The organism is Lentzea cavernae, from assembly GCF_014653695.1.
In the GTDB taxonomy this organism is placed as follows: Bacteria; Actinomycetota; Actinomycetes; order Mycobacteriales; family Pseudonocardiaceae; genus Lentzea; species Lentzea cavernae.
Genome location: NZ_BNAR01000006.1, coordinates 223318 through 236101 on the forward strand (window position 1 = coordinate 223318; position 12784 = coordinate 236101).

Below are 12784 nucleotides of genomic sequence, written 5' to 3' on the forward strand. Positions count from 1 at the left end.
AGGGCTCAGCCGATCGAGGGGATGGTGATCGTTGCTGTCCCAGCCACTCCACCATGCCATCGTCGTTGTGGACGTCGCGAAGTTCGGTGACAGAGCACGTGGCGACATGCATCGGTCCGCCGTGCGAGACGGACTCTTCGACGCCTTGAAGCACGCGTTCAACGAAGCCGGGATCGACTGGAAGGCGTGCGAGGTTCAGACCAGGGGTGACGGTGCCCTGATTCTCGTGCCCGCCCGCTTCCCTGAAAGACAGCTCGTCGACCGCGTGCCGACGAGACTGGCCGCGGGAGTGCGCAGGCACAACGCGAAATTCGCCGCTGAGGGAGAGATGCGATTACGACTCGCCTTCCACTCGGGTCCGGTGGAGGTCGTCGAGAACGGCAGTGCCGACGCCCCGGTGCTCCTGGCCTGCCGCCTGGTGGACTCGGACGAGGCTCGCGAAGCACAACAGGCCTCCGACGACCCGATCACGATCATCGTCTCCGAGGTCTTCTACCGGGACACGGTCCTCAACGAGCCCGCCGCCGAACCCAAGGCGTATCGACGAGTGCCACTTCGTGTGAAAGAAGGACACACGATCGCGTGGATCCGGTCGCACGCCAGGCCGCACTCACCCGCGCGGCCCATAGTGATCCAAGGGCTGCCGAGCACTCAGGAGCGTCCGACCGAGGCGGACGATCTGGTCGACGTCATCGTCGCCGCACCGGCACTGCGGCATGAGGAGGCGAGGATCCGATTGCTCGGCATGTTGCCTGACGAGATCTCCCTGGCCGTGCCTCATGAGCTGGATCTCTGGTCCTTCGCGCGAAAACTCGCCCACAACTGCGCGGAGCGGCCCGGCGGGCTCGCCCACCTCGCCGGCGCGCTGAAGACGTTCACCGGCGATCACCGGCGAGTGGAGGCATCGCCGCGACGACGAGCAGACGAACAGCCCCTGGTCCGGCTCCACTCGGCTCTGTCCGCCATTCCCTGTTTGGGTGACCCCGTGAGGAGCGAACTCGTCGTCCGCAGGCTTCGAGAGGCGCTGAACGAGGAGTTCGCCGTCGAAGGACGGCCAGGATCACACGCTTTCATCGCACATCTCACCTCTGTGTGCAGCCACAACGCCGACCGGCTGCTCACGTTGTTGAACGTGGTGAGCCTCTTCGAAGGCGAATCTCCGGCACTGGCAGACTTACGCGACGTCGTCGACGACCTAACCCGTGCCGAGCGCCCGGCAGACGTCTTCCCCTTCGATCAGAAAACCGAGCTCCTGAAGTTGTTGGCGGGCGCAGTCATCCCGAACATCGGGGACGTCTACCGGGCCGCGGGTGGTCCCGCCGCGCCCGATTTGGGCAAGCACACGACCTACCCCCGAATTCTTCACACACTGGAATCACTCAACGCGCGGCCGGACGGTCTACCGCGAATGCTGGTTTTCGTGGAGCAGATCGCGTCGCGGGTCGGCACGGAGTTGAGAGCGAGCCTCCGCCAGTGGACGAGAGCGATGGCCGAGTCGATGGGCCTGGACGAAGAGCTCTCGGAACTGCGCGACAAGATGCGGCGGGACCAGGACGCGGCGACACCACCAGCCCCGTCTACGCCGGTCGCCTACCTCGTGCTGAAACTGGAGCGGGAAGGACCTGCGGGCGGACGGTTCCGGCTGAGCAGCTGGCGGCAACTGGGAAACCCGTCGCGGTGGGAACCCGAGCGCGGTAACGACAAGGCGGGCTCGCTCGACAACACGAAGAGCCACGTCGCCTCGCTGGTGGAACTCGTCGAGGCCGACTGGGGTGAACGCCAGCCGGACATCCACATCGAGTTCGTGCTCGACACCCCTGATCTGGGCGTGCTCGACGTGGACCAGTGGCCGTGGGAGAACGCCCCGTACTCCGAACCGATTGGATGCCGGTACCCAGTGGTCGTTCGCAGCGCGGAAAGAATGCGCGCACGTCATTACCACCGGGACTGGCGGCGGCGCTGGGACGAGTTGTCGACCCAGCTCGGACACCTCGGGCACGTCGAGCCGCACGGCGTGTTGCGGGGGTACGGGACGGACGAACGCGGCCTGCGCCAGCTCCGTGCCGCGCTGAGCAGGAGGTCCGACATCGTGGCGCTGGTGCTGACCGCACAGCCGCAGACCGACGACGCGGGTCGGAGCGAGATCTCGATAGGCATCACAGCGGGTGTGCCTCTCATCTGGCTGCACCGCGAGGACTGCGACCCGCTCGAGTTCGCCTCCGCCATCGACCAGCTGATGCACGACGACAAAGCTCAGGACCACCTGCTCGAACGCGTTCGGCACGCTCGCTTGGCCGCCTACGCGAAAGCACAGGACGAGAAGCACATCGGCAGCGCTTTGACGGTGCTGTACGACGACCCGACCCGGCTGGTGACACCGCACCGGCCGGGACATCCGGGCGTGGAGGGGGCGGTCGGATGATCACGTGGCACGTGTACCGGGGCGATGGTTCAGCGGCGAAGTCGCCGCTCGGCAACCTGCCCGCGCCACCGCCGTGGCGGAAGTTCTCGGGGCAGGGCAACGCGTCGCGGCCCGACGACGACGGCGGAGAGGGCGACCGCCGGGTCGGCGCCGTGCAGCGACGGCCACGCGAACCGCATCCCGTCGAAGTGGCCATGGTCAACTCCAGCATTCACCTGAGGCGCCCGCTGCTCGTGACCGGCGCACCGGGCACGGGCAAGTCCTCACTCGCGTACCTGATCGCTCGCGAGCTCGGCCTCGGGCCGGTGCTGCGGTGGCCCGTCAGCAGTCGAACCACGTTGTCTCAAGGGCTTTTCCTCTACGACGCGATCGCACGGGTGCAGGCTGCCGCACACGAGGGCGAGCCGGACATCGGCGAGTTCATCCACCTCGGCCCGCTCGGCACCGCATTGCTGGCGGCGGATCTCCCGCGTGTTCTGCTGATCGACGAACTGGACAAAGGGGACATCGACCTGCCCAATGACCTCCTCAACGTCTTCGAGGAGGGCGAGTACGAGATCCCGGAATTGGTCCGCTACTCCAAGCGACAGGCCGAGGTGACTGTGCTGACACACGACAGGGGCCACACCGCTACCGTCCACAACGGACTGGTCCGTGCCGCGAGTTCCCGATCGTCATCATCACCAGCAACGGCGAGCGCGAGTTTCCCCCTGCCTTCCTCCGACGATGTCTGCGCCTGCACATCGGCAACCCGACAGCACAACAGCTCGGTGCCATGGTCGCGGCCCACTTCGACGGGAGGGAACGCGCCGACACCGGCCGCCTCATCACCGAGTTCCTGGAACGCAGCAGCGAGGTGGGCGGACTGGCGGCCGACCAGCTCCTGAACGCCGTCCACCTGGCCACCGGTCTGGCGACATCCGGTGCCTACACACCCGATGACGACTGGAGGGACCTTCTCACCGCCATCTGGCATCCACTGGCGGAACCCAGATGAAGGGACCACCAGACCTTCCCGCGCAGAACGTGGTGCTCCAGCACTTCGACGTCGCCGACGGCGGCGTCGAACGGCTGTCCACCAGCGGTCTGTCGTATCGGGAGATTCGCGACTCGCTGTGGCTGGCGGCACGAATCCATGCGCCCGAGATCGAATCGCCGGCGTCACCGGATCTCACAGAACCGATCTCAGAGCCCCTGACGTCGGCACCGGAAACGCGGCCTCGGTCAGAAGAGCGACCGCTGCCCGCTCCGGAGCCCGAGCCGTTCGACGTGGCCGAGCCCGAACCGGCGCCGGAGCACTTCGAGCGGTGGACGCCCAGCGCGGAGACCGTGTTCACCGGTCTCACGGACAGGGACGAGAAGAAAGGCCGCGCGGTGTCGGCGTGGCCGACCATGCCCGCGATGCCGGAACGTCGCGCGATCAGCCGTGCGCTGCGCCGGTTGTCCCGTCCGCACCCGTCGCCGTGGCAACAGGTCGTCGACGAGGAGGCGACGGCCATCCGCGCGGCCCAGGACGGCCTCTGGATACCTGAGCTGAAGGCCGCCCCGTCGCGCCGGTTCGACATCGCATTCGTCGTCGACGCCGCGGTGGCGGGTGACATCTGGGAGCACACCACACGTGAATTTCGCGCGACGCTCGAGCAACAAGGCGCGTTTCGCGATGTGCGCACCTATTTCTTCGACACCAGCAGCGCCGAGCTGCCGGACCGGCCGCTGCGCAGCGAAGGCGACGCCACCCACGACTGCGGTTTTCTCGTGGAGCCCACGGGCATGCGCATCGTGCTGGTGCTCACCGACACGATCGGCAAGGCGTGGCACAGCGGCGCGATGAGCCGTGTGCTCCACATGTGGGCCGAGCACATGCCCGTCGCGATCGTGCAGACGCTGGCCCAGCGGCTCTGGTCGTGGGGTGGCGTGGTGACCCGCCACATGCTGCTGCACTCCCCCGCGCCGGGTGTCCCGAACAAGCGGCTCCGCGTCAACGGACTCACCACTCCAGACGTCATTCCAGTGCCCGTGCTCGGTCTGTCCGCCGAGTGGATGTCCGGCTGGTCCAGGCTGATCGCCTCACCCGGTGCACAAACGGTGAAGACCACGGCGACGTTGGTAAGCGCTTACCCAGATCGATTGCCGCTCGACTCCGACGAAGACGAGACACTGACGCCGGAGGAACGCGTCGTGCGGTTCCGCACCTACGCGTCCGGCGACGGCTTCCACCTCGCAGGGCTCCTTGCCGCAACGCCGTTGAGCCCATCGCTGATGAAGCTGGTGCAGCGCGTGCTGCTGCCCAGTTCCGATCTCTCCGCGCTCGCCGAGGTCATGCTGGGCGGCCTGATGCACAGGGTGCCCTCCTCCGACACGTCCGCGCACGCCGTCGCCTACGAGTTCAAGGACGGGGTGCAGGAAGAGCTGCTGGCCACCGGCCGCAGGCTGGAGACAGCTCGGGTCGCTCGTGTCCTCGACGACCACGCCGGGTCTGACATAGCGGCGCTGCGCGATCTTCGCGCCACCCTGGACGATCCGGCCCGCGTCCTCGAACCGGACGTCTCGCCGGAGAACCGCCCGTACCTCAAGGTCCAGGCCGCCGTGTTGCGCGCACTCGCCGGCCCCTATGCCCCACGCGCCAAGCAGCTCCGTAGAGCGCTCGACGAGTTCCCGGTTCCGCCGCCGCACAAGGGCACCTCGACGGAACCGGATCACCCCACTCGCCAACTTGACGGAGACGAACACGTGATCACAACCGACTCCCAGCCGATGGTCGATCCGGCAGCGGAGCCGCAGGGAACCGAGACGCCGCAAGGAGTTGACCAAGTGAGCGCACCCGGCACGCACACCCCGGCACTTGAGCGGCGCACGTCCGGTTCACAACCACAGATCTGGGGGTCTGTGCCGTTGCGAAATCCCGACTTCGTCGGGCGGACCGAGCTGCTCGACCAACTGCGCACGCGGCTCAACGTCTTGGGACCGACGGCCGTTCTGCCCGAGACGCTGCACGGTCTCGGCGGCGTCGGCAAGTCCCAGACGGTGGTGGAGTACATCCACCGCCATGCCGCGGAGTACGACCTCGTCTGGTGGGTGCCCGCCGAGCAGGTCGCTCAGATCAACGCCAGTTTCGTCGAACTCGCCAAACGACTCGGTGTGGCGACGGCGGGATCCGCCGACACGGCAGTGCCCGCCGTGCTGGAGACCCTGCGGACCTACGATCCGGCAAAACGCTGGTTGCTCGTCTTCGACAACGCCGACGACCCGCAGGACGTGCGGCAGTTCTTCCCCGCCGGATCCGGCCACATCATCGTCACGTCGCGCAACGCCGACTGGAGTGGCGTGGCCCGCTCCGTCCTCGTGGACCTGTTCACCAGGGCGGAAAGCATCGAGCTGCTGCACAAGCGCGGCGGTGACATCGACGACGACGAGGCCAACGCGCTCGCCGAAGCCCTCGGTGACCTGCCGCTCGCAGTGGAGCAGGCCGCCGCGTGGCGGGCGACCACCGGCATGCAGGTCCCCGAATACCTCGAACTGCTGGAGCAGAACCGCCCGGAACTGCTGGACGCCGACGAACCCGGTGACGAACAGGTCCCCGTGGTCGCGGCGGTGTGGAACGTTCCCCTGAAGCGGCTGCGCGAGCAACACCCCGATGCTCTGCAGTTGCTCCGGGTGTGCGCCTTCTTCGGCCCGGAGCCCATCTCGCAGAAGCTGTTCCGCGGTGTGCGCAACGCTCCCGTCCCCGAAGAGCTGAAGGCCGCGCTCCGAGACCCGATCAAGCTCGGTCGCGCCGTGCGCCAGATCAGCCGGTACAGCCTCGCCAAGCTCGACCACCGCAACAACTCGCTGCAACTGCACCGCTTGGTGCAGACGGTGTTGAAGAACGGTTTGTCCGACGACGATCAGGAGATCATGCGGCACGCGGTGCACGTCCTCCTCGTCAACGGCGCTCCGGACGACCCCGACGCAACGAAGAACTGGCCGGAGTACGCCGAGTTGCTGCCACACGCCCTGGTGTCGCGGGCCGCGGACTGCCCGGACGAGTGGGTTCGCGAACTGGTGGACAACCTGGTCGTGTACCTGCTCAACGCTGGCGACTTCGGCGGTGCGCGCGACCTGGCCGGTCAGGCTGTCAAATCCTGGACGGCGAAGCTGGGGGAGTCCGCCGAGGACACCCTCAAGATGTCCCGCCGGCTCGCGGTGGCGATGCGCCGGCTCGGTGAGATCGAAGGCGCCATCAGTCTGAACGAGAAGACCCGCCGGCTGCTCGCCGAGACCGTCGGTGAGAACCACGAGAGCATGCTCGAAATGCTCGATGCGGTCGCGGCGGACCTGCGGTCCCAGGGCCGTTTCCGCGAGGAGATGGAGCTGCAGCAGACGGTGTACGACAGGTCAAAGGAACTGCTCGGCGGTGACGAGCCGACGACTCTGCGGTACGCACACAACCTCGCGGGCTGCCTGCGTCTCATGGGCGACTTCATCGCGGCGCGCAAAGTGGACGAGAACAACCTGCGGCTTCGCACATCAGTGCTGGGAGCGGACCACTCCCAGACACTCGGTTCCCGCAACGCGCTCTGCATGGACCTGCGCGAGTGCGGTTACTACGTGGAAGCGGCACAGGAGCAGCAGCAGGCGCTCGACTACCAGGTCGAGGTGCTCGGCGAGGACCACCCGCGGGTGATCGGAGCGAAGCGGAACCTGTCGGTGGCGCTGCGCAAGGCCGGTGACCACAGGCGGGCCCAACAACTGTCCGAGGACTGCCTGGAGCGGTACCAACGCCGTCACGGTGACAACCACATCGACACGATCACCGCGTTGATGAACCTCTCGACCGACCTGCGGCACTCCGGCGAACTCGGCAGGGCGGAGAAGGCCGCGCAACGCAGCTACAAGCAGTTCGAATCGCACCACGGGCAGCGTCACCCCCACACGCTCATCGCCGCGCTCAACCTGGCCGTCATCCGCCGGCTGCGCGGCGAGGTCGGAGAGGCTCTGAAGATCGACCAGCAGGCGTACCTGGATCTGGTCGAGGTCTTCGACGCGGACCACCCGTCGGCACTGGTCGCTGCCACGAACCTGGCCAGCGACCTGGCCGAGCTCGGTGAGGTCGAGCGGGCCAAGACCATGGACGAGGACGCTCTGGAGCGGTCCCGGCGGGTGCTCGGTGACGAACACCCGTCGACGCTGGCCCTGGCTCTCAACCTCTCGATCGACCTGGACACCCTCGGCGACCACACCGGTGCGGCTACGTTGCACCGCCAGACCGTCGCGGCGTTCCGCAAGGTGCTGGGTGACGACCACCCGGCCACCATCGCGGCCACGCAGTCCACCAGGGCGAACTGCGACACCGACACCATGCAGCTCTGACAACCCGTCAGCTGGCGGTCTGGTCGAGCCAGACCGCCAGCGCACCGGGATCCGGCGCAGTCCCGGTGCGTCCGGCCACCGCACGATGCACCGCACGCACGACTTCGGGCCTGCGCGCCAACGTGGCTGAACCCGAGGTGACAGCCAATCCGGACCACGCGGTGACGTCCTCGGGTGAAGTGGTGAGCCGCGCCGCGAAGCCTTGTGCCGCCAGCGGCGCGTCGCCGTTGAGGAACGCGTCCTCCGCCTCGTCCACGAACCTCCGCCCGGTGACTCCGTGGTCGGCCATACTTGCTTTCAGGAACGTCCCCAGCGGAGAACGCCCCGTCCCCGGCGACATGAACACGACGTCTGCACCGAAATCGGATGTCGGCGCACGCCGATCGAGCCACGCCTCCGCCAGCGCCTCGACGACGTCCGGATCGGGCCGCACGTGGCGAAGCCGCCACAGCACCCGATGTTCGGATGTGATCGTCTCGACGGAATCGACCACGTCGGCCGGTACACCGGCCGGTGGGCACGCCGCCAACCGCAGTGAGACCGCGGCAACGAACCTGCGGCCAAGCTCGGTCAGCTGAGGTGTGCGGCGCAGGGTTCGCACGACCTCGCCGACCTGGCGGTGACGGTAGGCGAAGTTGAAGTGAGCACTGCGGACCAGATGCGTGGGCACGAGTTCGCGCTGCACGTACCAGAACTCGACCACGGTGGTGAACGCGTAGATGCCGTGCAACAACCCCGTCAACGGCCTCGGGTAGTCGAGCCACGGCGCGTAGAATCGGCACTCGTCGTCGTCCTCGCACAGCATCACCAGGTCCAGCAGAGCGTTCACCTTCGAATGCTGGATTTCGTGCAGGAGGGCTTCGGCGAACTCGACCGCGGTCCGCTTGGGCGACATCGCAATGCTGCCGAAAGCCGCGGTGGACGAGGCGGCGAACACCTGTTGGTCAGCACTGAGCGGGACCACACTCGTGATGCAGGAGGACAACTCCTCCACACTTTTCGGATGGCACGCGGTCAGCAGATCCCATGCCTCGTCCACCAGTTTGCGCCATTCGGCGATTTCGTGGTCAGAAAGTGGACACGCAGGGAGGGGGGCGGTGAACTCGCGGTACGGGTCGAGATCGTCGAGAACCAGTTCGACGGTCTGCCCGCGTGCCACGCCTCGGTGTCTTTTCACGGGTTCCAAAGCAGAACGCTCGGACATTCCCTGCACCGTCAGCGACAACCCGGCCGGCGTGTTGCACAGGACCGCGTGCCCCACCGGCACTCTCGTCGCCGGCCGCAGAACACCGACCGAAGGCAACGTGACCGCACCGTGCACGACCGGCACCGCGATCTCGAACAACACTCCACTTCGGACCGCCGCCGCCGCTGCGACCAGCTGGAACCCTCCCACCTCCGACCAGAACGGAGTGTCGTCCAGGGCCATGCCCAGCACCTGGCGCAACGCACGGCTCAGCCACACCCCCACCGTCGGGTACATGAGCACGTCCTCGACAGCGGCGGGCGACACGCTCTCAGCCTCGGCGAGCAGGTCCCAGGCGCGCTCCACGTCGAACAACGGGCCGAGCCGGTCGGCCATCTCCGCAGCGGCGTCGACGAACGTCCTCAACCGCAGCTTGCGGATGCTGTACTGCCCACCGCGCAGTACATCGATTCCCGCACGCGACACCGACCCGTGGCAGATCTCGTCGAACACGAAACGTGACAGGCGGTGTGTGGCAACTCCCGCCGGCCGCGCACCGCCTCTAGTCACGCTGCCCCTGAACGGAATCACCGAACCTGCCGAGCCTGGCCTCCTCGAAGGTTCGTTGAATCGCCTTGTCCAGCAAAGGAGTCCGCAATGTTCGGAGATCGGACAAGCACACCTCGGTGAGATCGAGCACCACCGAGGGGAGATCCAATGGTGAACCCACTGCTGTCACGTCGACTGCCTCCCCACACGCGCCCGCTGATTCCATGATGCCTGACCGGACCGCTCTCTGGGAGCGCCCAGGCGGATATCCCCCAGGGGCCAACAGGTCTACTCCTGTCACTGCCCGTGCTGGTTTCATGGAATATTTGTGCGGACAGTTCTGAAGTTGGCATCGGTGATCATGCACGCCGACATCGGTTCACCTGACCGAAGACGCCACCACAGGTCACAGCGCGCAGGTCTGGTCACGGAGTCCGGAAGACCTTCGAGGTCCGATGAACCCACCTTTGCACCGTTCGGTTCGGTCCCCGTTCTCAATTGTGGTCACGGTGCTTTCATGATCGTGTCGATCGCCCTGCCGAGCTGTGCGTACTTCTGCGTGTACAGGACGGGGAAGACGCCGGGCGGGTCGGCCGGGCGGACGGTGTCGGTGTAGTCCATGCCCAGGTTGCCGAACACCACGACGATGTAGTCGCGCGCGGCCTTGCCGGGCAACGACTTCACGATGCCGGCGTCGGATCCGGAGGTGCTGGTCCAGCCGGTCTTGTGCGCGAAGGTCACCTCCGCGGTGTCGTTGCAGGGGCGCACGTCGCGGTCGTAGATGGCGTCGCCGACGGTGACGGTGCCGTCGGGTTCGATCCAGCGCGCCGGCACCTGTTGCGGGATGCCCCGCGAGGGATAGTCGCGGCCGCACCAGTTCGGCGTGGAGAGCATCTCGTTGTGGCCCTGGCCCGCCAGGGTTGCCAGGAAGAACGCCCGCGACGGCGGTGAGAGTTCGGCGGCGGTGATCGGTTTGCCGTTGTCCGTCGTCCACAGGACGTCTGTGCCGCCGTTGATGAGCAGCAGGAGCTTCGCGGTGTCGAGGGCGCTCATGTTCGCGCCTCCCCAGCTGCCCCCGTTGCCGGGGATCGTGCCGGTGAGCATCAGGGTCGGCATTCCCAGGTCCGCGAAGGTCTGGTTGACGTGGTCCCACGCGTTCAGGTCGTGCAGCAGTTTGACCAGCGCGCAGGTGGACTCGTTCTGCGACTTGGTGATCATCTCGTCGAAGTGCTGCCGGACCTTCTTGGTCGAGGGGCCGCCGCAGGCCCCTCGCGCCGGGGCCGGGGTGTAGGCGTAGTCGGCTTCGAGGTCGATCCTGCCCTGGTCCGCCAGTCGCAGGACGCCGAAGCCCACGAGCAGTTTGAGGACCGATGCCGGATACGGTGAGGAGAAGTCGATCGGCGCGTTCTCCCGGCCGGGCAGGACGTCCCGCGTGCCGATGCCGCCGTTGAGGTCCCACTCCCGGTCGTTCCACCAGCGGTAGCGGACCTGTGCGGTGGACAGCCCTGGGGCTTGCACCGGCACGATCACGCCGTTGGGGTGCTGCGGGCTGAGCAGCACGTTCGCCACCGACTTCGGACGGCCGAGCGGGTCGAGTTCGATGACGGCCGCGTCCAGGTTCGGCGTCTGGTGCAGCGGTGTGCCGTCGGTGCGCGACCTGGTTCGGCTGGCCAGCTCTGCGGGTGAGGGGTCGTACTTGTCCTGCTGTTCTGGCGGTGGTGCGCTGGGTTCTGGCGGGGTCAGGTCGATGACGTCCTTGAAGTTCTGCGCGACCACCGCCTCACGCAGGCGTTCCGCGAGCAGCGGGCTTTCCGAGGCGGACACCGGTGTCGTGGAGGTGGCCGCCATCGTGAGCGCCGCGCACAATACGCTGATCCGCTTGAGCTTCGTGGTTCGTGCGCTCATGCGGACCATCGTGACCAGGGAAGAGCGTGGTTCGCGTGGCGACGGGCTCAAACCGCTGGATGAGGTGATCCGCCGGCACGCCACGAAGCGCCCGGCCGAGCGATCCGGCCGGGCGCTTCGTGGCGAACAGGGGTGTCAGGCGTACCGGCCCCCGAAGTGATCACCGGTATGAGCCAGTGCGTCGACGACCTCCCGTGCCGTGCCGCGGGTCAGCGGTCCGAGTCGTCCTCGGAGTCCTCGGAGTCCTGGACCTCGATGTCGGGGTTCAGGCACGGGCCGCCGTCGTTGTTGGAGAGGACCGGCACCGCGATGACGTTCACGTCGACGTGGCAGACGTTGAGGTCGCTGAGGAGCTCGGAGTCCTCCATGTTGACCAGGCCCACCTGGTGGGTGTGGTCGTAGCTCGAGGCGAGGTCCCTCATGTCGTCCATCGCGTCACCCTGCGTCGCGAACGCGGGCGTGCCCATCATCAGAAAACCCGCGCCAACAGCAGCCGCGGCAAAAGCCTTCTTCAGCATGTCGTCTTCTCCAGTCGTTCGATCTGCGTGTGCAACGAAGGAGGAACGGAGCCCGGCCACCCCGCCGAGCCCCGTTCCCCGGCTGTGGGACGGCGCCCACAGGGGCGGGCGCCGTCTCACGTCACTTGTCGTCGGGGTTGGCGCAGAGGCCGCTGTCGTTGTCCGACAGCACCGGCACCGCGATGACGTTGACGTCGATGAAGCAGGCGTTGATGTCGCTGAGCACCTCGGAGTCGTTCAGGTGCGCGATGCCGGTCTGGTCCGTGATGTCCAGCTCGGGGGCGTCCGCCAGAGCGGTGGAACCGATACCGAGGAAAGCGCCCGCGATAGCGACGGCCGCTCCTGCCTTCTTCAGCACAGAAATCTCCTTTTTTCTTTCAGAAAAGAACGCTTCGGGTGGCGCACACCGTCCGCAAGTCTGGGAGGACCGTATCCACACGATCAGGAGACTCCAAATCATCGATCACGCTTTGGCGTGAACGCGACAGCACCAAACCACACCTTCGGGTGATGCCGTGTTTTTGATGTTTAGAGGTTTTTCGGCGGTCCATCAGGACAAACATGGGAACGCCTCGTTCGCATCCTGCAATGGGGTGAAAGGTCTCCCCCGCGCACGCCCTGGAACCGCGTCGGCGCTGGTACGCGCCCCTCGCACCCATGCCGGGAGAGTTCCGCCGCAGTGGTCGGCAGAGTCCCTTCGCAGCAGCTCCTACCAGCGCTTTTGGCGTCATTCGAGCCGCGCTCCGGAGCAGCCGTTCCCGATGCCGGAGGGGGCAGGACCTGGCGCGGGCATGTCGGCCAACGGCAGACGCCTGCGTTTGTCGGCGGTGCCGTCAAGCAATACGGTCGATCTCT

7 protein-coding genes are annotated in these 12784 nt (G+C 66.8%); 3 read left to right on the forward strand and 4 right to left on the reverse strand.

Going from position 1 to position 12784, the window contains the following annotated elements; translation table 11 throughout:
* The first annotated feature begins 106 nt into the window (after positions 1-106).
* The 3 genes from IE307_RS21395 (at position 107) to fxsT (ending at position 7771) form a co-directional block, all read left to right on the forward strand.
* Positions 107-2422 carry a VMAP-C domain-containing protein gene (locus tag IE307_RS21395; protein ID WP_191300275.1) on the forward strand — a complete coding sequence of 772 codons (2316 nt, stop codon included), beginning with the start codon at positions 107-109 and terminating at the stop codon, positions 2420-2422.
* A 194-nt stretch (positions 2423-2616) separates the two neighbouring features.
* On the forward strand, positions 2617-3309 hold the full coding sequence (locus IE307_RS21400; RefSeq protein WP_229904935.1) for an AAA family ATPase: 693 nt from the start codon (positions 2617-2619) through the stop codon (positions 3307-3309).
* 106 nt (positions 3310-3415) lie between these two features.
* Positions 3416-7771, forward strand: a complete 4356-nt coding sequence (gene fxsT, locus IE307_RS21405; RefSeq protein ID WP_191300278.1) for an FxSxx-COOH system tetratricopeptide repeat protein — start codon at positions 3416-3418, stop codon at positions 7769-7771.
* Between the two features lie 7 nt (positions 7772-7778).
* On the opposite strand, the gene IE307_RS21410 is transcribed toward fxsT, so the two are convergent.
* From IE307_RS21410 to IE307_RS21425, 4 genes are all read right to left on the reverse strand, one after another.
* Positions 7779-9470: an HEXXH motif domain-containing protein gene (locus IE307_RS21410; RefSeq protein ID WP_191300280.1), complete on the reverse strand. Its 1692-nt coding sequence runs from the start codon at positions 9468-9470 to the stop codon at positions 7779-7781.
* Positions 9471-10010: 540 nt separating this feature from the next.
* Positions 10011-11411: a serine hydrolase gene (locus tag IE307_RS21415; protein ID WP_229904936.1), complete on the reverse strand. Its 1401-nt coding sequence runs from the start codon at positions 11409-11411 to the stop codon at positions 10011-10013.
* A gap of 209 nt (positions 11412-11620) precedes the next feature.
* Positions 11621-11929, reverse strand: coding sequence for a hypothetical protein (locus IE307_RS21420; RefSeq protein ID WP_191300284.1), 309 nt, complete (start codon positions 11927-11929; stop codon positions 11621-11623).
* A gap of 121 nt (positions 11930-12050) precedes the next feature.
* Complete coding sequence (locus IE307_RS21425; RefSeq protein ID WP_191300287.1) at positions 12051-12287, reverse strand: hypothetical protein; 237 nt, start codon at positions 12285-12287, stop codon at positions 12051-12053.
* Positions 12288-12784 lie beyond the last annotated feature (497 nt).

Excerpts from the sequence above, each read along its gene's own strand:
- IE307_RS21415 (WP_229904936.1), bottom strand. The coding sequence starts at position 11,411 with ATGAGCGCACGAACCACGAAGCTCAAGCGGATCAGCGTATTGTGCGCG.
- IE307_RS21420 (WP_191300284.1), bottom strand. The coding sequence starts at position 11,929 with ATGCTGAAGAAGGCTTTTGCCGCGGCTGCTGTTGGCGCGGGTTTTCTG.
- IE307_RS21395 (WP_191300275.1), top strand. The coding sequence starts at position 107 with ATGCATCGGTCCGCCGTGCGAGACGGACTCTTCGACGCCTTGAAGCAC.
- IE307_RS21400 (WP_229904935.1), top strand. The coding sequence starts at position 2,617 with ATGGTCAACTCCAGCATTCACCTGAGGCGCCCGCTGCTCGTGACCGGC.
- fxsT (WP_191300278.1), top strand. The coding sequence starts at position 3,416 with ATGAAGGGACCACCAGACCTTCCCGCGCAGAACGTGGTGCTCCAGCAC.